We start from the raw sequence: 22,658 nt of genomic DNA, 5'->3' as shown, positions 1-22,658 counted from the left end.
TCACTACATTTCGCTGCGGTCGTGGTCGGGCCGCCCCGGGGGGATGGTCGAGTGGTTTATGGCTCCGGTCTTGAAAACCGGCGTACCTGAAAGGGTACCGTGGGTTCGAATCCCACTCCCCCCGCTATGCACACACGCACGTACGTTCCAGTGACAATCGCCGCCGTCTTTTCGGCGGCGATTGGCGTTTCCGCCGGAGCGCAAGCCGGCCCGTCAACGCCCCCGCGCATCGTGGAGCTTCCCAGCGCGGCCAGCGCGCTGGTGCAGGCGGTACACGCCGTGAACGAGCAGGTGGTGTGGGCCTCAGGGCACAAGGGCACCGTGCTGCGCTCGCGCGACGGCGGGCGGACCTGGGAGCGTTTTGAAACGCCGGCCGGGGACACGCTCGAATATCGCGACATCCACGCGGTGAGTGCGGACAGTGCCTGGATTCTGTCATCGGGGGACGGCAGCAAATCGCGCATTTATCGTACCACCAATGGTGGCGCCTCGTGGCGATTACAGTTCCTCAATCCGGACAGCGCGGCGTTCTACGACTGTTTTTCCTTTGGCAACGGCACAACGGGCGTAGCCTACGGCGACGCATCGCAGAAGCGCACGAACCTGCTGCGAACCGACGACGCCGGGGCCACCTGGACGCTGCTTGCTCCGGCCGCCGTGCCGACGCCGCTCCCCGGTGAGGGGGCCTTTGCCGCCAGTGGACTCTGCGTGGTGCACGGCGACGCCAACACCGTGTTTGTCGCCACCGGTGCGCCGGGAGCTCGGCTGTTTCGCAGCCGCGACGCGGGGCGCAGCTGGATCGTGGAGAACACCCCGTTCACCCGGGGCACCGCCGCCGGGATGACGGGGCTTTCGTTTGCCAACGCCACCCTGGGCATTGCCGTGGGTGCCGATATCAACCGGCTGCGTACCGATACGTCACAGTCGGTGGTGGGCATTACCCGCGATGCCGGCCGCACCTGGGAAATGCGCCCCCGCCCGCCCCTTCCTGGCGCATTGGCCGGAGTGACCTGGGTTCCGGGCGCCGGGCCCGGTGTTGCGGTCGCCGTGGGCTTTGGTGGTGCCTTTTACACCCTGGATGAAGGGCGTAGCTGGACCACCATTACCAGCACGGTCACGGCCGGCGTGTCGGCCGCCGGCCGGACGGTCTGGATTGGTGGCGCGAACGGCAAACTCTGGCGGCTGGACTTCTAGCCCGCCACGCGCTGGCGCCACCGGGCTACCCGTCTGTCAGGACTGGTCGAGGTGCGCTTCCACAAACCACAACTGCTTGTCGGCTTCGCCGGTAATGCGCGTCAGCAGATCCGCGGTAATGTCATCGTCGGCCGCGGCCGCCTCCTTGATGTCCGCCCGGGCAGCGTTGGCACAAAACGCCAGCGCTTCCGCAATGACGTGAAGCCATTCGTCGGCACTGTTCACGTTGAGCGGACAGACGGGCAGTTCCGAACGGGCCGATACGGCCTGCAGCGTGCCTTCGGCCACACACCCGAGCTGCACGGCGCGTTCGGCGAGATCGTCGGCCCAGCCAACCGCCAACGCCGCTACGGCGTCGAACAGTTGGTGCAAGGGCTGGAAGCGGGCGCCCCGCACATTCCAATGCGCCTGCTTGGCCTGCCGTTCAAGATCGAGAACATCCGCCAGTCGTTCGTTGAGAATGAGCCCAATGGCCACGAGGGTGTCCTGTGGAAGATCGACACGGGTGCGATGGGGGGGTTCGAGAGCGGCTTTCGACATGTGGCACTCCGATTGGAGGGAGGGAGCAGGGAGCAGCTGGCAGTGAGCCGGTAGCAGACAGCGGCAACCGCGTTCATGTGGACGCTAAGGTGCACACTCGGGGCCAGCAGTCGGGATTTCACCGATATGGCCACAACCGGCTCCGATACCCGTTTTTGCGGTGGGGTGCCATTGCTTCCACGGCTCGCCTACCACTACATTTCCGCTCCGCGTGGTTCCTGCGAGCCAAGGCGGCGCGAGATACACAAGCTGTTTGTTCGTAAGCAGTTGGCTGTATCCGTGTGGTTGGGAGGGATGGCCGAGAGGCTGAAGGCACCGGTTTGCTAAACCGGCATAGGGGGTCAACCCCTATCGCGGGTTCGAATCCCGCTCCCTCCGTGCCGCGGGTCCGCTGGCTTGCCGGCGGGCCCGCGCATTTTTTTGTCTGGACTTTTCGTCGCGTTTCGACCTTCTTCGGTCTGTGGTTCATATGACGGCAGCGACTCCTGCGAAGCGCCCCCGGGTACGCTTTGCTCCTTCGCCCACGGGCTTCCTGCACGTGGGTGGTGCGCGTACCGCGCTGTTCAATTGGCTGTACGCCAAGAAGTTCGACGGCGACTTCCTGCTCCGCGTCGAAGACACCGACCGGGCCCGCAGCACCGACGAAAGCACCCGCGCCATCTTTGAAGGGCTGGAGTGGCTTGGCCTCACGTGGGACGAAGAGGTCGTGTACCAGGGCGCCAACGTCGCCCGGCACTACGCCGACGCCCATCGTCTGCTGGAGACCGGTGCCGCATATCGTGACTTCACGCCGCCGTCGGTCATGGAAAAGCTTCGCGCTGATGCCGAAGCCCGAGGGGAGACGTTCCGGTTTGACCGGGCGCTTGCCGAAGTGAGCCCGGAGGACCTCGCGCTGAAGCTCGCGAACAACGAACCGTACGCCATTCGCTTCAAGGTCCCCGAAGGAACCACCGAGTGGCCGGACCTCGTGCATGGGCGCATTGCCTTCCCCAACAAGGACATCGAGGATTTTGTCATCCTCCGGTCCGACGGCACGCCCGTGTACAACATGGCCGTGGTCAGCGATGACATTGCCATGGCGATAACGCTGGTCATGCGCGGCGACGATCACATCTCCAACACGCCCAAGCAGATTCTGCTCTACCGGGCGTTGGGCGCCGAGGTGCCGCAGTTCGCGCACGTGCCCATGATTCACGGCAGCGACGGCAAAAAGCTGTCCAAGCGCCACGGTGCCACGGCGGTGGGCGACTATCAGCATCAGGGACTGTTGCCGCAAGCGATGCTGAACTTCCTGGCGCTTCTGGGCTGGTCCCCGGGCGACGACATCGAAGTGATGCAGATGCCCGAGCTCATTCAGCGCTTCAGCGCGCACGGGCTGCACGCCAAAGCCGCGGTGTTCGACACCAAAAAGCTCGAGTGGATGAACGGGCAGCATATGGCGCTCATCCCCATTAATGAGTTGGCACAGATCGTGGCCCCCATGGTGGAGCGCGCCGGTCTGGCCACGGTGGCGGAGCTCAACGAACGCCACGAGTGGTTCTGTGGCGTGCTGGAGCTGCTGCGTATTCGCGCTCGGCTTACCGACGAAATCGTGCAACAGGCACGACCGTTTTTTGTGCAGAGCGTCGAGTACGATCCGGAAGCGGTGAGCAAGCAGTGGCGGGATGCCGCCGGCGCGGCGGACATTCTGGAAGCCACGCAGGAGCGCCTGGCCAGCCTGCCCGACTGGGAGCCGGCACACATGGAAGAAGGGCTGCGCAAACTGGCCGAAGAGCGCGGCATTTCCGGCGGCAAAATCTTTCAACCGCTGCGCGTAGCGCTCACCGGTCTCACGGTGAGCCCGGGCATTTTTGATGTGCTGCTGTATGTGGGGCGCGAGCGCTCACTGGCGCGCATCAACGAGTCGGTGGCCTACCTGCGGCAGACGGCCTAGTAACGGCCGGGCCAGCCCCCGTTTACTTGTCCGCCTTCGGCTCGATCGTCTTGACGGGCGCGGCCACGCTGGCGCTGGGGGCGCGCAACCGTTCTCGACGCTCGGCGTCGCGGCGCTTGTCCATTTCCTTCACGATGCGCTTGAACTCGGCTTCGCCCATGCCGCGTTCAGACATGCGCTGAATGTCAGCGCGGCCGGCGGCGAGGCGTGATTCACGCGCCATGGCAGTGGGATTGCCGGACATCTGCGCCGCAGTGGCCGCGTTCAAGGGCAACAGCCCGAGCAGCGCGTTGGGGATCATCACCTTGCCCAAACGAATGCCCTGCTGGTCCCAGCCCCACTTGTTGCCGTTCTTGTCGGTCTTGGTCCAATCGCCGGGCGCGCGGCCGTACCGCCCCTGCGCCCGCGCAATGGAATCAAGCGAATCACGCGCCGCCACCAGCACGCCACGCATGATGCTGTCGAGCTTGTCCGCCCGGTCTCCCGTGCCCACCCCGGTACCACCGCCACCCGCACCGCCCTCACCCACCGGTCCGCGCCAAACGCGCTCGTCGTTGTAGTTCGGCTTCACGCCACGGGTGTTGGGATCGATGGCGCCAATGCCATTGCCCACCGATCCGCCACTCCCGGTGTCCTGTGGCGTGGCCGGACGCACCGGCGGCGGCGGGGCGACAGGGCCCACCGGCGGTGCACTGAGCGTTGGTGATGTGGACGGCGGCACTTCGCGTGGCACCGGACGCTGCGCGACCGGCTTGGGCGGAGGAACCGGCGCCGGCGGGGTTACGTACGTGAGGCGTTCTTCGGTGGCGACATCCTGATTACCGAAGCGGAGCCACTGAGGAATACCGTGTCCGAAGGTGAGCGCCTGAATGAGCACCGCGCCCACAACCACGTGCAGTCCCACCGCGATGGCCACCGCTCGCGGCGATCGCTTCTCCCCCTGCGGCAGCCCAGACAATCTTGTGGCCAGCGAGCGCCTGTTCTGCGCGCGCGCTACGGACCTGGGCGCCTCCCCCTGCCCCGACGAATCGGGCAAGCGGTCGCCGGGCGGCGTCGCTGGAGGGAGAGGGGCGGACATACGATAAATCTACTCGGTTTTGGCGAAATCGACCCGGGGGCGCCCTCAGGCGCCGGCGACTACAGGATTTGACACCCGGCTCAGCCCAACCAGTTCCACTTCCACCACATCCCCGGGCTTGATGGGGCTGACCCCGGCCGGCGTACCAGTAGCCACAATATCCCCCGCCTCAAGGGTGAGGTACTGGGAGATGTAGTGCAGCAGAAACGGGATCTTGAACGCCATCTCGCCGGCCTTGGCGTGCTGCACCACCGTACCGTTGAGACGGGTAATCAGTTCAATGCTGTCGAGATCCGCCGGTGCGGGGACGGGCGTGCCGATGGGGCAGAAGGTGTCCAACCCCTTGGCGCGGGCCCATTGCCCGTCGTTCTTCTGCAGGTCGCGGGCGGTCACGTCGTTGAGCGCCACCACCCCGCCAATGGCCGCCACGGCCTCGGCCTCGCTCTGGGCCTTGCTGAGGCGCGCACCCATGACAATGGCGACTTCGCCCTCGTACTCGATGTGCGTGGACACCGGGTGCAGCACAATGGCCTCACCCTCGGCAATGATGGACGACGTCGGCTTGAGGAACAGCAAGGGTTCCTTGGGCACATCGTTGCCCATTTCCCGGGCGTGCGCGAGGTAGTTACGGCCAACACAGACGATCTTGGACGGCTTCATGGCGGGGGCGGAGGACGGCGAGACTCAGGAGAACATCGCGAACTCGGGTAATCTTCAGCGAAACACGCCGAGCGCTATGGCTGGGGCCGTCGTTGCCGATAAAAGCGGGACACTTCACCACGGATGTCCCCCCATGCCCCAACCACTCGCTTCGCCGGCGGCAGGGCGTCGAGCAATTCGCGTCCGTAGCGCTTGGTCACCACTCGGGGATCACTCAGCACCACCACCCCGGCGTCGGTCCCCGTGCGAATAAGTCGGCCAAAGCCCTGCTTGAGCCGCAACGACGCGTGCGGCAGCATGAACTCTCCAAAGCTGTTGCCGCCACGCGCTTCAATGGCTTCGCACTGCGCGGCCACCATGGGCTCGGTGGGCACGCGGAACGGCAGCTTGGCAATGAGCAGCCCGCGCAGCGCATCACCGGGAACGTCCACCCCTTCCCAGAACGTCGCGGTGCCCAGCAGCACCGCGCGCCCCGCGTCGCGGAACCGCTGCAGCAGAATGTCGCGCGGCTCTTCGCCGTGCACGAGCAACGGCCACCCACCGCCGTTGCCCGGCCCGCGCAACCACTCGGCCATCTCGCGCACATCGCGGTGACTGGTGAACAGCGCGAAGATGCCGCCGTCACTGGCGGTCATGAGATCGCGCAGATGCCGCGATACCGCCGCGAAATGCTCACGCGCATTCTCGTTCGGCGCCGGCAGGTCCGTTGGCACCACCAGCATGGCCTGCGTGGGATAATCGAAGGGCGACGGGAACACGGCCGTGCGCTTGCTGCGCCGAGCGTCATCAATGCCCAAGCGTTGCTCGAGAAAATCAAAGCCGCCGTGGGTGGACAGGGTGGCACTGGTGATCACCGCGGTCTCCACCCGCTCGAACAGATCTTCGCGCAATACGGGCGCCAGATCGAGCGGAACACAATGCACGGCCAGATTGCGTTCGGGGGCCGTGGGCTTGCCCTGAAACTCCATCCAGCGCACCACGGGCGGCCCGTCGGCCGGGGGCATGAGCCCCTTGGCCAGGGCATCTCCAGCGCTCCCCAGCCGCCGCATGACGGCGCGCACTTCGTTCAGCAACGGGGCCAGCTCTTCGGCGCGTTTCTGGTCACTCTCTAAACGTTCGCGTACCACCTTGAGGCCGGTGGCCAGCGCATCGATTTCGTTGAGCAGTTCCTTGAGCGTGCTATCAATGCCGTTGCGCCACAGGTCGTGCTGTTGAAACTCACCCGTGAGGCGCATGACGGGCGTGCCTTGCATTTCGAGCACGGCGCCAAGGAGTTCAAACAACAGCTGCACACGATCGCGCGCCGTCACGGCACTTGAGAACAAGCGTTCGTTCACGAGGTCGAGACTGGCGACGCTGAGCAGATCCTTGCTCCCCGCCAGTCGTGCCGACAACGCAGGCAAGAGTCCCTTGCCGCGCCGTTCGAGCCGATTGAACATGCGGGCCAACGCCCGACGGGTGATGGAGCTGCCCAGGTGTGACGCTGCCGCGTCTTCGAGATGGTGCCCCTCGTCCACCACCAGACGCTTGTACGCCGGCAACACGGCCGCATCATCCCAATTCTGCGCCTGACGCCGCACGGCCAGATCGGAGAGCAGCAGATGATGGTTCACGACCACGACGTCGGCGTTGGCCGCTTCCTTGCGCGCCTTGAAGAGAAAGCAGTCGTTGTAGAACGAGCACTTGAGCCGCCCACACAAATCCGGCTCGGCAGCGACTTCATCCCACACGTCAGGGCGCGGCGCGGTGGCCAGGTCGGAAAGCGACCCATCTTTGGTGCGCAGCGCCCACTCGGCAATCTTCGCCACCTCCTCGGTGGCGTTGTCCTCAAAGAGTGCCGCGCCGGCGCCCTGGGCCTGCTCCAGCCGATAGAGACAGAGATAATTGCGCCACCCCTTGAGCAACGCGAAGCGAACCGGCTGATCGCTGAGCGCACGCTGCAGGAACGGCAAATCCTTGGCCACCAACTGCTCCTGCAGCGTGATGGTGTTGGTGCTTACAATGGTGCGTTCACCATTGGCGGCGGCCCAACGCAAGGCGGGCACCAGATAGCCCAACGACTTGCCCACGCCGGTGCCGGCTTCCAGCAATGCGACGCCACCTTCGTTGAACGCGGCCGTGACCTGCACCGCCATGGCGCGCTGGCTGGGGCGGTCTTCGTACTCCCGCGCGCCGTGTACCTGACGCATGGCCTGCGCAATGAGGCCGTAAGGGCCCAGCGCCACATCTACCGCATCCGCGTCCACGTGTACCAGTGCCTTGCTGGTAGGCACTTCGGTCACGAAGTAGACGCGCGTGGCCTCGTTGTCGACAATCGCAAAGCCCACCCCGTTGCCATGCAGACGGTAGGCCACTTCCATGTCGGCATCACTGGGCGTGAGTTCACCCGACGGATGATTGTGCACCAACACTTCGCCGCGCTCGGCCACGCCGGGGAGCGCCAGCACACTCTGCACGTCGCCCGCCGCCACCTTGCGCGCGGTGGCCAGGTGCCCGTCCTCATCAAGGGTGCACACGAAGCAGACTTCGTTGCCCCCATGCAGTTTGATTTGCGTACGAATGGCGGCAGCGGCCTTGGGCAGCAGCCGCGCTTCACCAGATTCCCCCAGCATCACGACGCGCTCAATACTCCATCACGTCTTCCGCGGCTTCTTCTTGGCGGCCGGGAAGAGGACGTTATTGAGGATCAGGCGATAGCCCGGGGAATTGGGGTGCAACGACAGATCGGTGGGCGCGCTGCCAATGGCGTGCTGCGGATCTTCCGGGTCGTGCCCACCCAGAAAGGTCCAGGAACCCTTGCCGTAGTCGCCGTGCAGATACTTGGACCACGGCGCGCCTTCTTCCTGCGCCAGCACCGTCACGTTGGCTTTTACCACCGCTTTGTTGAAGCTGGTGGTCACGCCGTAGAAGTCGGAGATGACGGTGCGATGGTTCTGCACCAACATGGTGGCCACCGGGTCCAGCTTGGCCGAAAACCCGAACAGGGAGAACGCCCCGAGCGGCTGACGACGCGATGGCACGTTGACCTGATGCCCGTCAATGTCACTGAGGGCATTCACATACGGCGAGGGCTCCACGTGGGCGCCCTGAAAGGCCAGCGCGCGCGTCCAATCGAGACGCGCGTCGGCGTCGGCCGCGGGCGGCGTTCCATCGGAGAATGGACCGGCGATGTCCACGGCCAGTGAGGCAATGGACAGGTCGAGCGACTCCGTGGCGCCGCACATGGCAAAGAGGAAGCCGCCGCGATCCACAAAGCCGCGAATGTTGTCGGCGACCGCCTTCTTGAGCCCTGGCACGTCATTCTTGCCGAACTTGCGACCAGTGGAGAGATCACGTTCACGCTGCGCGACAAACCACGGGGCATCGCGATAGGCGAGATACAGCTTGTTGTACTGTCCCGTAAAGTCTTCGTGGTGCAAGTGCACCCAATCGTACTTGGACAGATCGCCTTTCATCACGTCATCATCCCACACCGACGTGAATTCAATGCCGGCGTAAGTCAGCGCGAGCGTCACGGCATCGTCCCAGGGTGGCTGATCCACCGGACGGTAAATGGCAATCTTCGGTGCGCGCTCGAGCACCACGGCGTCCATGTTGCCGCCGGCAATTTCAGCGCGCGCGGCCGCCACGTTGGCGTCGGTGTACGGTTCCACGGTCACGCCATCGAGTGCGGCGCGCTTACGGAGATCCGGGACATCGGGGAGCAGGAAGGCACCGCCGCGGTAGTTGAGCAGCCACTCCGCTTTCTGGCCGGCCTTCAGCGCCTGGTACGTGACCCCGTATGCCTTGAGGTGATTGCGCTGCCCGTCGTCCATGGGCAGCAGCAGATGCTGCGCGTGCGCGAGGGGCGCGCCGCTCAGGAAGAGGGCCAACAGGAGAAAGAGCCGCGACATGCGCATGCCGAAATGTATCCTGGTTGTCTGGTGGCGCGCCCTTACAGCGGCGGCACCATGCCTTTGAGGCGCTCGAGATCCCGTCGCGCCTGCGGCGCCAGTGCACTGGTGGTGTACTCCACCAGCAACTGTTCGAGTCTGGCAATGGCCCCGGGTTTGTCGCCCGCATCGCGTAGCGCGCGCGCCCAGGCCAGGAGCGATTCGGGCGCTTCGGGGCTCTTGGGGAAGTCGCGGACGATACGTTCGTGGATACTGACGGCCCCGGCGCGTGGCGAGAGTCTTGCCGCCTGGGCCAGAAATGCCGGCGCAGCGTTCCCGACCGAATCTGCCAGCTGCGCAAACCGCGTGGCCGCCGCCGTGGAATCCTTCCGCGCCAACAGCACAAATGCCTGTCCTACACCGGGCAGTTGGTCCACGCGAGTGCGCGCCAGAATGCCGAGGGCATCCACCAGCTCCGGTCGGCTGGAGGCCGCGCGTACCAGTCGCTTGCGGGCCGTGAGCAGATCGCCGTCGTAGAGCGCCAGCCAGCCCACCATTTCGTCGTCGTCCACCAAGTCCGACCCCTGCATGGCAGAGCGGGCCCGCTCCACATCGCCGGCGCGCAACCAGGCGCCAACCAGTGGGCGCGCCAACGCGGCCCGCGTATCGGGGTCCAATTTCCGGGCCGCATCGTTGAGTTGCTGCTGGGCTTCGGCGCCGCGCCCCAACTCACCAAGCGCGGCAATTTCGAGCCCCAGCAGGGCCCTGACACGCAGGCTGTCGGTTCCCTTGCCGGCGCCGGTGGCTTTGCGGCGTACCAGTGCGAGTGCCCCGGCCGCATCACCGGCCCGTAACGCGGCATCGGCAGCGCGCTGCTGCGCCTCGAGATCGCCGGCCTTGTCGAGCACCGCCATCCACGCGTCGCGCGCCACCAGCCACGACTCGTTCAACTCGGCGCGTTCGGCAAATCCTCGCCAGGCCGCCGTGGTGGAATCGTTGGAGGGCACGGTACTGATGGCGCTCCACGCGCGACGTGGTTCGCCCCAGGCAAACTCCAGCGACGACAGGACACGACGCGGGCCAAGCGTAACGGGGTCGGCCAGCAACACGGTACGAATGGAATCGCGAACGGTGGCAGGGGCCCGCTGCAAACCAAAGAGCGCCGCCGTTTCGAGCCACGGTTGCTCGGTGAGCGATTCGCGAAACGCGGCCGCTGCCGGTACCCACCGTTGCAGCGCAATGTGCAACTGCGCCGTTTCTCCGGAGAGGGCGCCACCGGCGCCCATCAGCCGCGACGCGTCAGCAAGCACACTATCGGCCGCCAGCGTGCGTCCCTGCTGCATGAGGAGCCGAGCGTACTCGCGAAAGGGGGCGGCATCGTTGCCGGCCGCCCGACGCCAGGTGGTAAAGGCTTCGCGCGCGTCGCTGTCGCGCCCCATGGTGACCAGGGTGCGCAGTTGTACCGAACGCGCCGTGGGATCGTTGGGGCGGAGCTGCAGCACCCGCGTCACCACCGGCACGATGGAGTCGAGCATTCCGGCATCCACCCACACGCGCTCGAGCCCGAGGATGGCCAGCGCCACCCGATCACCATCGGTGTTGCCAACGGTGAGCGCGCGCTGGAGCACCTCACGATAGGCGACAGAGGCGACGGCGGTGTTGCGCTTGTCTTCTGCCTCCAGCGCGCGTGTGAGCGCGTCGGCGGCGCTGGTGGCCGGCGTCGTAGCCTGCGCCACAGCAGGAAGCGGCCACGCCGCAACCACCGCACCGAGAGCAATGGCGCAGCAACGGCGAAGCGGCGAACGCCCGCTGTTACGGCGGTGTGCTGCCATTGAGTCGGCGGAAGTATTCCACCACCAGACGACGCTCGTCGGGGCCAAGGCCACGCAGGTCGTTCCAGGTGGGCGGCGCGTACTTGCTGGCGGCCTTCCCAGACTGCGACCCATCAACACGACCACCGGCGCCGTTCCCCGCCTTGGCTTCACGCGGTCCCTGGTCATCCCGCTCCTCCTGTTCGAGGAAGCGACCGGCGTCGAGCAGGCGACGATAGAGCTGCTGCTGACGCGCGGCCACGGCGGGGTCGAGCCCGCCCCGTTCAAGCTGCTGCGCCAGCTGCTGCGCTTCCTTGGCGAGGGCATCCGTGCGGCCGGTTTCGTCGGCGTCGGAGAAGTCGTTGAGGCTGCGCGCCACTTCGCGCTGCTGCCGCGCCAGCACACGCGCCTGTTGCTGCGCCTGATCTCCCTTGGCGCCGCCCGGCATCATGTTGAGCCCCTGCATCTGACTGTTAAGCTGCCCCTGCTGCTGAGCAAGCTGCTTGAGCTGCTCCATCATTTCGGTGAAGCCGGAGGCCGACTGCGCGTTGTTCACGCGTTCGCGGTCGCGCACGAGTGAGCTGAGCGCCTGGTTGAGCGCCTCGGTGGCGTCCTTCATGGCATTCTGCGCCTGCTCGCTGCCGCCGGGCTGTCCCTGCCCTGCCTGCTGCATGGCCTGCGTGGCCTGTTGCACCCGGCGCTGCGCTTCACCCATCTGCTTCTGCGAACGCTGCGACAGCAACGACGACGAGCGACCAGCTTCTTCGAGCCGTTCGGCCGCCTGCTGCACACCCTGCTGCAGGGCGCTCTGCTCCCCCTGCATGCCCTGCGCGCCTTGCTGCCCCTGCTGGCGCATCTTCTTCTCCAACTCGGCCTGCTGCCGCGCCAGCTGCATGGTTTCGTTGATGGACTGGTCGAGCTGATCGGACAGCTCCCCCTTCCACGCATTCACCTGTGCGTCGCGCGCCTGCGACAGCTGCTGTGCCGCACGCTCCATGGCCTCGGCGGCCTGACGGGCCTGTTCGGCCCCCGACTTCTGACCCTGCTGGCCTTGCTGGCCTTGCTGGCCTTGTTGGCCCTGCTGACCCTGTTGCCCTTGCTGGCCCTGCTGGCCTTGCTGCCCCTGCTGGCCCTGTTGCCCTTGCTGCTTCTGGCCCTGCTGGCCCTGTTGTCCTTGCTGACCCTGCTGTTGCTGGCCGGGCTGTTGCTGGCCTTGCTGGCCCTGCTGCTGCGCCTGTTGCTGCTGCCGTTGCTGCTCGGCGGCCTTGCTCATGGCGTCGGCGGCTTCCTTGGCCAGCGGCTGCGCTTCGCGGGTCTTGGATGCGCCGGGCTTGGCCCCCGCCTCTTCGAGACGCTTGGCCAACGCCTGCACTTCACGCTCCAAATCGCGCGACCGGTCGGCCAGCGAACGGGGGTCCTGGTCCTGGTTGGCCGGCGTGGTGCTCCGTTCGCCCGGCTTGCCCTGCCCCTGCTGCGGCGACTTGCCGTCGTTCTTGCCGTCCATGCGGTCGGCCATCTGCTGCTGCGCCTTCGACAGCTCCTTGGCGTCGTCGCGCAGTGTTTGCATGGCGCCTTCCAACGCCGCCCGTTTGAGCATTTCGGCGCTCTTCTCGAGCTGCTCGCGCATCTGCTTCTGCGCGTCGGCCAACTGTTGCATGGACTGCTGGGCCTGGGAGCCGCTCAGCTTGTCCGAATTCTTATTCAGCGCCTCGAGCTGCTTCTGCATTTCGGGCGTCATGGCATCGCGCAGCATCTTCTGGATGTCGCGCATGCGCGACGCCATGGTGGTGTCGAGCGCGTTGGCGTTCTTGAGTCGAGACTCAAGTTCCTTGGCGTTCATGCGCAGCGAATCCACCTTGGCCGACAGCTGCTGCTGATCGCGCGCGAGTTGCTTGGCCTTCTCCGCCTGCGTGAAGCTCATCTGCTTGGCGGCATCACTCTTGGCACCGTTCGACGAAGACTGATCGCCACCATTGGCCTTGAGGTCGCGGCTGCGTGAGGCGTCGGCAGTGTTCTGCTGCAACCGCTTTTCCTGCTGTGCCAACTGGAGCGCCTTGGCGGCCAATGAGTCGGCCATGGAGCGCGCCATGGCGCGCTGCTCGGACAGCGTTGGCATGCGCAGAATGACTTCGGCGCTCTGTGCCTGCTGCGCCCACGGCGAGTCGTCGGTGGCCACGGCGGTCACGTGCAGCTTGTCGCCCGGCTCCAGCCCACGCCCGTCCAACGTGATGGTCGTGCCGCCTTCAAACACCGGCGATTGCGGCGTAGCCACCTCCACCCGCTCACGCGTAATGGAGCCACCGCCGTTGGCCAGTTCCTTCCACATCACCAGATGCACCCGTGCAACGCCATGATCATCACCGGCATCCACAATCACGGCCACTTCACCCGTGGGCCCAATGGCCGTGTCGGTGGCCGGCGCCACAATTACCACAGCGGGCACCTGATCAGGAATGACGGTGAACGGCAATGAATCCGGGAGTTCTGGGGGCAACACCGCGCCATCGGCCCGCGGCGTCGCCTCGGCCTGCCACTGCCACGCGCCATCACGATCAACGGTGAACAGCCCTTCGGCCACGCCCCCTTCGCCTGTGCCGCCGTTGACCGCCGTGAGCGGCACACGGCTCCGTCCGTCGGTCAGCACGGCGTTGCGGGCACCACCGCGCAGCATGGCCCGCAGGCGAATCTGCGTCCCACGTGGCACGCGCAGGGGCGGTACCGGTTCCAGCGTTTCGTCGGCGCGACCGAGGTAGGCCGGATAGATGGCCCGCAGCGACACCTCCCCAATCCAGCCGCGCTCTTCCACCACCAGCGTGGCCGACAGCTCCTCCGACCGTCCATCGGACACACGCAGGGAGGTCGCCGCACGCACCGGCCCGAGCGCCAACATGACCACGCCGTTTTCCGGCACGGTCAGCAGCGTATCACTCCACGCTTCCCCTTCGGCCCGCCGGGATATGGTGACCGTCTGTCGCCCAGTGGCCAGCACACGCACGGTGACCGGCATGCCGCGCGGGACGCGGGTGGTGAGATCATCAAAGGCCAGCGCCGGCAACAGCGTACCACGCCATGCGCTCACCGGCTGCAGCACGGCCGCCAACCCGTCCGGCGCGAGGCGCGCGGCACCAGCCACGAGCGCCGCACCTACGGCCGCCGCTGCGGCGGCCAGCATCAACGCTTTCGTGAGCGAACCGGTCAGGGCCGGGACCAGTGGGCCGGCCTGAAGGCGACGCGCGACATCGTCGGCAGCACGGGCGCCCAACGCACCGGTACTCGCCACTTCCAGCGCGCCACGCAGTGAGCCTTCGCGCAACTGCTGTTCGCGTTCCACGGTGCCCGCCAGCGACGGCAGTTGCAGTACGGCCTGCACCTTGCGCCACCGCCACAAAAACATCGCGCCCGCACCACTCACGGCCACCACGGCCGCCAGCAACGGCAGCGGGGCGGGAAGAGTGAGCCACCGCCCGTCGGCCAGCACAAAGGCGGCGAGAGCCAGCCCTGTCGCCAACACCGCGACGGCGCCCAACGCGGCAGCGGCCGTCCCTCGGGTTGCCAACGCCTGCTGTTCACCGCCAAGGCGCGTTTCGAGTGCGCGTCCAACGGCGGGTGTCGCGGCCTGCAGTCCACCAAGTGCCGGTGCGGTCATGTGGGCATCACGGCTGCACGCGGCTGGTGGCCGCGTAAGTAAAGAGATTCACGCCAAGCCGTAGCGCCTGCTCGTGGATAGCTGGTGGGTCCGGATACGTGCCCACGTCTTCCCAGCCGTTTCCGAGATCGGCGGAATAGGTGTAGTACAGCGCGAGCCGGTTCCCAATGAAAATGCCGTACCCCTTGGCCGGCTTGCCGTCGTGCTCATGCACTTTGGGCAGGCCGTTGGGGAACTCATACACGAGATGGTAAATGGGGTGCGACGTGGGCACTTCCACCAGCGGGCGATCGGGAAACACCTTCACGATCTCGCGGCGAAAGCTTTCGTCGAGCCCGTAGTTGTCATCCACATGCAGGAAGCCGCCGCGCGTGAGGTACTCGCGCAACCGGCGTGCTTCGACTTCACTGAACTTCATTTCCCCGTGCCCGGTGGCATGGAGAAACGGAAAATCAAAGAGCGCCGAATCGGTGAGCGTGACCTTGGCCTCGGCGCGCTCAATAGGAAGCGAGGTACGCTCCGCGATGGCGCGAATGAGGTTGGGCAAGCTGGACGGATTGGCGTACCAGTCACCGCCCCCTTCGTACTGCAGGCGCGCCACGGCCAGCCGGCCGGGGCCAGCAGTCGCTGCGGTCACGGGCGCTGCAAACGGCCGCGCCGCCACCAGTCCGGCCGGAACGGCGAGACACGCAGCGAGCAGGACGGGACGGAGCAGGCGCTGCGGGAGTGGCATGCGGGACCGGATCAGGTGTCGTGGGCGAGACGATACGCAAGGTTACGACTGGCGCCGTGCTCGTCCATGAGCATGCGAACGATGTCGCGCGGGCGGAAGCCCTCGGCGCGCAATGCATCGGCAGTCGCGCGCAGGCCGTCTTCCGTGGGTTCCGCGGCCGTAGCGCCAGCCAGCACGATCACGATTTCTCCCCGAGGGGGTACCGCTTCGTAATACGCGGCGACCTCCTCCAGCGTTCCGCGCTTGATCTCTTCGAAATGCTTGGTGAGCTCTCGGGCCACGGCCACGGCGCGCCCGGTCCCGGCCAGCACCGCCAGGTCGCGCAAGGTATCCACCAACCGGTTGGGCGACTCGAAGAGCACCACGGCATGAGGCAGGCGTACGGCCATGGCGAGGGCGTTCTCCCGCTCCTTCCCCTTCCGGTCGAGAAAGCCAAGCACGGTAAAGGGGTGCGGCGTGAGGCCGCAGGCCACCAGAGCGGCCAGTGTGGCGGAGGCCCCGGGAATAGGCACCACCCGCAGCCCGGCCGAGATTGCGGCATCCACCAGCCGCGCCCCCGGGTCTGAGACCAGGGGCGTGCCGGCGTCGCTGATGAGCGCCACCCCTTCTCCGGCGCGCAGACGGTCGAGCAGCCGGGGAATCATGCTGGCTTCATTGTGCTCGTGGAGCGCCAGCGTGGAGGTGCCAATGCCGTAGCGGTCGAGCAAGGGGCGCGCGTGCCGGGTGTCCTCACAGCAGATCACGGCCGCTTCGCGCAGCACCGCCAGCGCCCGCAGGGTGATGTCCCCGAGGTGCCCAATGGGTGTGCTTACGACGTGCAAAGCCCCAGGCGTGATTGCCTGGGGCCAGAGTTCCGCCGCCCGCCCCGCCAGCGCCGAGGCACCCTCAGCGGCCGGCAGATCGGGGGTGGTGCCGGGCTGACTCACGTCAGCCTCAGGCATGCTCCTTGAACTTTGCTTCGAGGGCGGGACGCGGCACCGCGCCCACAACCTGATCCACCAGCTTCCCGTCCTTGAAGAACAGGATCGTGGGGATGGACCGCACGTTGAACTTGGCGGCGGTGCGCTGGTTGTTGTCCACGTCGAGCTTGGCCACCTTCACCTTGCCCGCGTAGTCGGCCGCGAGCTGCTCCACGATCGGGGCGATCATGCGGCACGGGGCACACCAGGTCGCCCAGAAATCCACCACCGACAGACCGGCCTGCTGCTCAATTTCCGTCGCGAAGGTATCGTCCATCACTTCGACTGCGTTCGCCATCGTGTGCTCCATGGGTCACCTGCCGCGTGAGGCACGCAGCCTTGGTGTCCCTTTACAGGATTAGAATTCGGCATCGTTCACCCCGATCCATAAAGACCGACATGACTGATTCCGTTCGCCGCGGCACGCGCATCGCCCACATCGGGATTGCCGTTCGCGCCCTCGACGAGCTGCTCCCCATCATGCGAGACGTGCTGGAGATGCCTGAAGTACCCCTGAGTGATGCCGACGGCGCCACGATTGTGGGACTCGCCGCCGGAGAATCACTGGTGGAGCTGCTGCACTCGACGTCCGAGGCGACACCCATCGGGAAATACGTCGCCAAGCGCGGCCCTGGCATCCATCACGTCTGCTTCGCCGTGGACGACCTCGACGGCATGCTGCAGAAGTGCCGTGACGCCGGTCTCCGACTTATCGACGAGACCCCACGCCTTGGCGCCGAAGGCAAGCGTATCGCCTTCCTGCATCCGAGCGCGACCGGCGGGGTGCTCGTCGAACTGTCCGAATACTAGTCGGCCTGTCCAGCGGGGATAGCCCGGGGGCCGGAACGGCCGCCCGGGGCATTGTGGGGCGACCGCTTACTGGCAGAAGTCGCGCAGCTTGCTCACGTCGATGTCTTCCACGAGCCACTTGCCACCGGGCCCGGGGACGGTCATGACCGTGGTCCGGGCTTCCAGCTTGGCCTTCTTGATCTCGATCAGGTGCTCCTGCCGGCCGCCGGTCTGCAGTCGGGGGCCATTCTCGGCAAAGCGGAACTGATCGTGCTGGAGCAGGCATTGCATGATGACAAGACGCTTTTCCAGTTCGTCGCGCTTGTACTGGTCGCGGGCCAGCCCCTTCCCGTTCCCCCACAGGCCGGACATGGCCTGGAGATCCTGCGCCTTGACGGCGGCCATGAACGATTCCACGGCCGCCCGCCCCGTATTGCCACCAATGCTCGTTGGCGTCCCGCCCACCGTGGGCACGGCGGTCGCGCCGGGCAAACGGGTTTCCGTGGAAACCGCCTGACGGGCGCACGCGCTGGTGAACAGGATGGTCGCGACGGCCATGATGGCCACCCGCGGCGTGAACCCCTTTCGCATCTTGAGCTGCTGTCCGAGCACCAAGGCCTCCTTACCTTCGGTGTAAACGTGCAATGGTGTAAGCTATCACCATTCCGTGCCGCACATGTCCAACCGGCCAGGGGCCGGTACCTTTTGTGGTCAGGGCGGTCCGAGTGACCCGCCCGCTTCTTCCAGGACTACCCCAGAGATGTCGCTTCGCTACCAGCGTCTGTACGTCAACATCGATCACGTCGCCACCGTGCGGCAGGCCCGCCGCAGCGAGACGCCCGATCCGGTGGCGGCGGCAGTGCTTTGTGAAAAGGCGGGTGCCGATGGGATCACCGCCCATCTGCGTGAAGACCGTCGTCACATTCAGGACGACGATATCCACCGGCTGGCCGCCGCGGTGACCACCCTCCTCAATCTGGAGTGTGCCATAACCGACGACATGCTCCGTCTCGCCGAAACACTTCGGCCCGCGCAGGTGACGCTGGTTCCTGAACGGCGCGAAGAAGTGACGACCGAGGGCGGGCTCGATGTGGTGCGCCATGAGACGGCGGTGCGCGAGGCCGTGACACGCCTGAAACGCCTGGGGATCCGTACGAGTCTGTTCATTGACCCCGATCCGGCGGCGGTTCGCCTGTCCAAGGCGGTCGATGCCGACGCGATTGAGTTGCACACCGGTTCGTATGCGCATGCGCCGCGAAACCCGGCCACCCTGCAGGCACTCAAGGACGCGGCAGCCCTTGGCGTGTCGTTGGGGCTGGCCGTGCACGCCGGCCATGGCCTGTCGGTGGACAACGTGGGCCCGGTAGCGGCTATTCCGGAGATCGAGGAGCTCAATATCGGGCACGCGATCATCGGACGCGCCATCTTTATCGGACTGGATGCTGCCGTGCGGGAGGTTCGTGCCGCCATGGACGACGCCCGCGAAGCCGATCGGTTCTGAATTTTCCTTTAGCTCTCCCGCGCATGAGTGCACCGCAGGCGCTTATCGAGTTCTTCCAGAAGGAAGCCACGGAATACCTCGACCGGCTGGATCAGTTGCTCACCGATCCGGGGGCTCCTGATGCGGCAGCGTTTCTGGCCAGCGCCCGCGCGTTGCGCGGCAGCGCCACCATGACGCGTCTGGATGGGCTCCCCGACTTTGCCTCGACCCTGGAGCGCATTGCCACCGGGCTGCGTGATCAGGAGCTGCGCTGGGATCAGCGTTTGCATTTCGCGGTGCGCGGGGCGCTGGCGGAACTGCGCCAGCTGGTGGAGAAGGCCCCCATGTGGGCTGAGGGCGAGCAGCGACGGGCCCGCACGCAGTCGGTGGCCCTGGCCTCAGTGGCCGCGGGCTATCTGGCCACCAAGGCGCCGGCGGAATCGCCGACGGCGCAGGTCGTGCCCATCTCGCGCTTTTTCCCGGATGACGGCATGCCCGCCATTCTGCAGCGCAATCCGACGCCGGCCATTACCCTCGCCCAACGCTTCCGCAGCGACGTCGCGGCTGCCGCCGACGGCGTGGCCCGCGAGGCGGCCGCATTGGCCACCAGCCCGGCCGGACCGTCTCAGCTGGCGTTGGCCGATGGTGTGCGCCGGGCCCTGCTGGGATTGGCCGACGTGGCGGAAAGCTATGGCGCCGCCAGCATCGCCAATCTGGTCACCAGAATGGCCCGCGCTCCGCTGGCCAATGCGGCCGAGCGCGCCGGTGTGCAAGGGTTTGCCCAGCTGCTCATGAACCGCGAACTCACCGACGCCCAGCTGGCCGCGCAGGTGAAGCAGGCCAATGTCACCTGGAACGGGGCGCCGGCCCCCGAGGTGGCCATCGTGTCCATTGAGTCGCTGCTCTATCGCGGACACTCGGCGGTCACGCGGGCACGCGAGGTCCGCGATCAGCTCAAGGTGCATTGGCAACGGGGATCGCTCGCGCAGCCCGACGCCCAGGCGCTCTTCGAGGAACTGAGCGACTTGCTCGACCTGGCCGTTACTACCTGACGCGCGCGTGAAGGCCGGCCGCACCCTGCTCGGCTTTCTGCTCAGCGCCCTCCTGCTCTGGTGGACGCTGCGGGGTGTCGAGCTGGCGGCGGTGTGGGAGGTGCTGCGCGCAGCAAACGGGGTGCTGTTTGCGCTCTCCGCGGCGGCGGCCACCGCCATTGTGCCCATCCGAGCGCGGAAATGGCAGCCCATTCTGGAGCCCGTGGTCGGGGTAGTCCCCTACGGTCCGTTGTGGCGCAGCACCGCCATTGGCGTGATGATGAACAATGTGTTCCCGCTGCGCGCCGGAGAGTTTGCGCGGGCCTTTGCGCTCACCCGGGAAGTGCCAGCCGTTGCCCTCACCACGAGCCTCGGGTCACTCGCCGTCGATCGCATCTTTGATGCGCTGGTGGTGTTTGCCATGATGTTCGCCGCCATGCTCGACCCCCGGTTCCCCTCCGGGGCCACGGTGGCGGGTCGCACACTGGGTGAGATTGCCATTGGTGGCGTTGGGCTCGTGGGAGCCGCCCTGGCGGTGTGCTACGTGATCGTCTTGCGCCCCGGCATGGTGGTGGGCCTCACCAGCGCCGTGGCGGCGCGACTCATGCCCGCCCAGCGCGATACGGTGGTGGGCTTTGTGGAACTGGGCGTGGGCAGTCTGGCGGTGCTTAAAGATTCCCGCCGCTTTGGAGCCGTGCTGCTCTGGACCGTGCTGCACTGGCTCACGCATGCGCTGGCGCTGTGGCTGGGCTTTCTGGCCGTGGGGATGGACGTGCCCGTGAGTGCGGCGCTCTTTCTGCAGGGCGTGTTGGCCATTGGGGTGGCTGTCCCCAGCTCACCCGGCTTTTTCGGGGTGTTTGAAGTGGCCGCCAACGTGGGGCTGGCCGTGTACGGTGTCCCCAAGGAAATTGCCGTGACCTGGGCGCTGGGCTATCACCTGCTCAGCTTCATCCCCATCACCGTCATTGGCGCGATATACTTCGCGCGCGTCGGACTGAATATGGGCGAAGTCCGGCAGGCTCAACGCGCCCCCGGCCCGTGAGCCGCCCTCTGCTACTCCGGTGAAGGAACGTTCGTGATGGGACAAGAGAGCACCGCCGCGCGTTCGCGCACACAAACCGCACACGCCAAGCTCAATCTGGTGTTGCGTATTCTCGCGCGCGAAGCGTCGGGATATCACGGCATCGAAACGCTCTTCCAACGTCTCGCGCTGCACGACGTGGTAGACGTGACGGTGAGTGATGCCCCCAAATCGCTCACCTGCGCCGGGCCCAGCATGCCCGCCAACGGCCTTGGGCCCGTCGAGCAGAACCTCGCGTGGCGCGCGGCCGAAGCGTACTGTGCGGCCGCAGCGTGGGGCACGAATTGGCAGATTGCCATTACCAAGCACATTCCGGTGGGGGGCGGGCTGGGTGGTGGCAGCGCCGATGCGGCGGCGGTGTTGCGCGCGTTGGAATCGCTCTGCCCCACCCCGCTTGGCCTGGCACGGCTGTTGGAGATTGGCGGACGGCTTGGAGCGGACGTGCCGTTTCTGGTGAGTGAAGAAGCGTTGGCCTGGGGTTGGGGGCGCGGTGATCGTCTGCTGCCGCTGCCTGCGCTTCCGGCCATGGCCGCAACGTTGGTGGCGTTTTCTGAGGGCGTAAATACCGGCGCCGCGTACGGCGCATTTGCCGACGCGCGAGTGGCCCGCGGTGAGACGGTGAGCGCCTACGCGTACCCGCCAGATGCTTTTGGCTCGTGGGATTTTGTGGCAGCGCTGGCCACCAACGATTTTGAGCAGGTCGTGCCGTCGCTGCATGCCGGTGTGGCCTTGGTGCTACCGGCCGTGCGCGACGTCGCTCGCCAACTCACCGCGCAGGGGCACGCGTCCGTTGGGCTCATGAGCGGCAGCGGGGCTACCTGCTTTGTGTTGCACCCGGTAGGCACCACGGTGGCCCTCGACCTGCCAGAGGGCGCTCGCGTAGTGACCACCACCACAATGGGACCGGCTACGGCTTGATCGCGGCCGGGAGCGTCGCGGTACCCGTGCGCGGGTCAAAGGTGGCCCCATGCGGCAGCAGATGCATGCGTACCGAGGCGGCACCAAGCACAGGCGACGACGCGGAGGTGCGCGTGGCCTCGCGGGCGTCGAAGATGAGGGCGGCGCTGGCGCCGGCAATGCGCCAGAGCCCAGATGGCTCAACAATGAGTGCGGTGCCCTCGTCGATACCCACGCCAAGATGCGGCGCGTCGGCCAACACGAGGCTCAGCAGCCGGTTGTGCCGCTTGCGACGCAAAAAGTGCTGGTCCACGATGGCGTTGGTGAGATAGGAAAAGCCGCTGTCCACCTGAACGGTCCCGCGCTGGATGCGTGTCCATGTTTCGGTGGTGTCGCGCCGCAGCAGTTCTTCGCCGGTAATCATGGGCGACGAGATGACCGCCGCTCCGGCCGACGTACCGCCAACGACCGCACCCGCGTTGAAGCGCGCGCGAATGGCCCACTCCACTTTGCTGCCGCGTAGCGCGGCGATGAGCAGGTTCTGATCGCCACCGCCAAACCACACCCCGGTGACCCGATCAAGCAGGTGGACGACCGAGTCCTCGTCGGCCTGGGCGCGTGTGATCCAGATGGCCTGAGCGTCCACCCCCATGGCCCGGAGATCGTTGGCCTTGGCCTCTCCACTCCGTTCGCCAACCGTGCTGGCCATGGCAAAGACGGCAATGCGCGCTTTGCCCGGGCCACCGGCCCGCTGCACAAAGTCCTGGACCAGCGACGTGGGCTGCGTGCCGCCCCCCACGATGAACAATGTACCGGGTGATGCCGGCGGCGACTGCGCCTGCACCATGACGGACGGGTACAGGCAAACGGCTGACAGCAGCACCGCCGCTATCAGCCGTCCGGTGATCAGCTGGCGTGGCATTGGGGGCATGGTGGGATCCGGGGTGGAGTCCC

19 protein-coding genes and 2 tRNA genes are annotated in these 22,658 nt (G+C 66.4%); 9 read left to right on the top strand and 12 right to left on the bottom strand.

From position 1 onward, the window contains the following. Positions 1–37: 37 nt before the first annotated feature. A tRNA-Ser gene (locus GEMMAAP_RS07295) sits at positions 38–124 on the top strand. A 26-nt stretch (positions 125–150) separates the two neighbouring features. Then, on the top strand, positions 151–1,194 hold the full coding sequence (locus GEMMAAP_RS07290; RefSeq protein ID WP_075071457.1) for a WD40/YVTN/BNR-like repeat-containing protein: 1,044 nt from the start codon (positions 151–153) through the stop codon (positions 1,192–1,194). A 36-nt stretch (positions 1,195–1,230) separates the two neighbouring features. Here the strand turns inward: GEMMAAP_RS07290 and dps are convergent, their stop codons facing one another. After that, positions 1,231–1,734, bottom strand: a complete 504-nt coding sequence (dps, locus tag GEMMAAP_RS07285) for a DNA starvation/stationary phase protection protein Dps (protein ID WP_026850437.1) — start codon at positions 1,732–1,734, stop codon at positions 1,231–1,233. 288 nt (positions 1,735–2,022) lie between these two features. Here dps and GEMMAAP_RS07280 point away from each other — a divergent pair. Continuing rightward, a tRNA-Ser gene (locus GEMMAAP_RS07280) sits at positions 2,023–2,112 on the top strand. A gap of 91 nt (positions 2,113–2,203) precedes the next feature. Beyond that, positions 2,204–3,667, top strand: coding sequence for a glutamate--tRNA ligase (gene gltX, locus GEMMAAP_RS07275; protein WP_026850436.1), 1,464 nt, complete (start codon positions 2,204–2,206; stop codon positions 3,665–3,667). A 22-nt stretch (positions 3,668–3,689) separates the two neighbouring features. On the opposite strand, the gene GEMMAAP_RS07270 is transcribed toward gltX, so the two are convergent. From GEMMAAP_RS07270 to trxA, 9 genes are all read right to left on the bottom strand, one after another. Further along, a complete protein-coding gene (locus GEMMAAP_RS07270) occupies positions 3,690–4,745 on the bottom strand; it encodes a hypothetical protein (RefSeq protein ID WP_145979041.1) in 1,056 nt (351 codons plus the stop codon). Between the two features lie 45 nt (positions 4,746–4,790). Further along, positions 4,791–5,405: a fumarylacetoacetate hydrolase family protein gene (locus tag GEMMAAP_RS07265; protein ID WP_043581357.1), complete on the bottom strand. Its 615-nt coding sequence runs from the start codon at positions 5,403–5,405 to the stop codon at positions 4,791–4,793. 74 nt (positions 5,406–5,479) lie between these two features. Continuing rightward, on the bottom strand, positions 5,480–8,017 hold the full coding sequence (locus GEMMAAP_RS07260; RefSeq protein ID WP_053334372.1) for a helicase C-terminal domain-containing protein: 2,538 nt from the start codon (positions 8,015–8,017) through the stop codon (positions 5,480–5,482). A 21-nt stretch (positions 8,018–8,038) separates the two neighbouring features. Beyond that, positions 8,039–9,304, bottom strand: coding sequence for a hypothetical protein (locus GEMMAAP_RS07255; protein ID WP_053334371.1), 1,266 nt, complete (start codon positions 9,302–9,304; stop codon positions 8,039–8,041). Positions 9,305–9,339: 35 nt separating this feature from the next. Beyond that, entirely contained in the window at positions 9,340–11,013 is a 1,674-nt protein-coding gene (locus GEMMAAP_RS07250) for a tetratricopeptide repeat protein (RefSeq protein ID WP_145979040.1), read from the bottom strand. A 76-nt stretch (positions 11,014–11,089) separates the two neighbouring features. After that, positions 11,090–14,734, bottom strand: a complete 3,645-nt coding sequence (locus GEMMAAP_RS20515; RefSeq protein WP_026850432.1) for a DUF4175 family protein — start codon at positions 14,732–14,734, stop codon at positions 11,090–11,092. A 7-nt stretch (positions 14,735–14,741) separates the two neighbouring features. Next, entirely contained in the window at positions 14,742–15,467 is a 726-nt protein-coding gene (locus GEMMAAP_RS07240) for a DUF4159 domain-containing protein (protein ID WP_082821142.1), read from the bottom strand. 11 nt (positions 15,468–15,478) lie between these two features. Then, positions 15,479–16,408, bottom strand: a complete 930-nt coding sequence (gene rsmI, locus GEMMAAP_RS07235) for a 16S rRNA (cytidine(1402)-2'-O)-methyltransferase (RefSeq protein ID WP_053334370.1) — start codon at positions 16,406–16,408, stop codon at positions 15,479–15,481. Then, the gene (gene trxA / locus GEMMAAP_RS07230; protein ID WP_026850430.1) at positions 16,401–16,724 is read right to left on the bottom strand and encodes a thioredoxin; all 324 of its coding nucleotides are present in this window, start codon (positions 16,722–16,724) and stop codon (positions 16,401–16,403) included. The genes rsmI and trxA overlap by 8 nt, the downstream gene beginning before the upstream one ends. 101 nt (positions 16,725–16,825) lie before the next feature. On the opposite strand from trxA, the gene mce reads away from it, so the two are divergent. Continuing rightward, positions 16,826–17,236 (top strand): methylmalonyl-CoA epimerase, encoded by a 411-nt coding sequence (gene mce / locus GEMMAAP_RS07225; RefSeq protein WP_026850429.1) that lies wholly within the window; start codon positions 16,826–16,828, stop codon positions 17,234–17,236. Positions 17,237–17,302: 66 nt separating this feature from the next. Here mce and GEMMAAP_RS07220 read toward each other — a convergent pair whose 3' ends face one another. Continuing rightward, positions 17,303–17,860 carry a hypothetical protein gene (locus GEMMAAP_RS07220; protein ID WP_158514765.1) on the bottom strand — a complete coding sequence of 186 codons (558 nt, stop codon included), beginning with the start codon at positions 17,858–17,860 and terminating at the stop codon, positions 17,303–17,305. A gap of 115 nt (positions 17,861–17,975) precedes the next feature. Here GEMMAAP_RS07220 and GEMMAAP_RS07215 point away from each other — a divergent pair, with 115 nt between their 5' ends. From GEMMAAP_RS07215 to GEMMAAP_RS07200, 4 genes are read left to right on the top strand one after another with little or no spacing between them, the layout of a single operon-like run. Further along, positions 17,976–18,716 (top strand): pyridoxine 5'-phosphate synthase, encoded by a 741-nt coding sequence (locus tag GEMMAAP_RS07215; protein ID WP_026850427.1) that lies wholly within the window; start codon positions 17,976–17,978, stop codon positions 18,714–18,716. 23 nt (positions 18,717–18,739) lie between these two features. Beyond that, on the top strand, positions 18,740–19,747 hold the full coding sequence (locus GEMMAAP_RS07210) for an Hpt domain-containing protein (RefSeq protein WP_026850426.1): 1,008 nt from the start codon (positions 18,740–18,742) through the stop codon (positions 19,745–19,747). A gap of 7 nt (positions 19,748–19,754) precedes the next feature. Then, the gene (locus GEMMAAP_RS07205) at positions 19,755–20,768 is read left to right on the top strand and encodes a lysylphosphatidylglycerol synthase transmembrane domain-containing protein (protein WP_026850425.1); all 1,014 of its coding nucleotides are present in this window, start codon (positions 19,755–19,757) and stop codon (positions 20,766–20,768) included. A 36-nt stretch (positions 20,769–20,804) separates the two neighbouring features. Beyond that, entirely contained in the window at positions 20,805–21,725 is a 921-nt protein-coding gene (locus GEMMAAP_RS07200) for a 4-(cytidine 5'-diphospho)-2-C-methyl-D-erythritol kinase (RefSeq protein ID WP_053334369.1), read from the top strand. Here the strand turns inward: GEMMAAP_RS07200 and GEMMAAP_RS07195 are convergent. Continuing rightward, positions 21,715–22,626 carry a cyanophycinase gene (locus tag GEMMAAP_RS07195; RefSeq protein ID WP_026850424.1) on the bottom strand — a complete coding sequence of 304 codons (912 nt, stop codon included), beginning with the start codon at positions 22,624–22,626 and terminating at the stop codon, positions 21,715–21,717. The genes GEMMAAP_RS07200 and GEMMAAP_RS07195 overlap by 11 nt on opposite strands. Positions 22,627–22,658 lie beyond the last annotated feature (32 nt).

Origin of the sequence: Gemmatimonas phototrophica (genome assembly GCF_000695095.2) — a bacterium.
GTDB lineage: Bacteria > Gemmatimonadota > Gemmatimonadetes > Gemmatimonadales > Gemmatimonadaceae > Gemmatimonas > Gemmatimonas phototrophica.
This window is presented reverse-complemented; position numbering and strand designations above follow the sequence as displayed.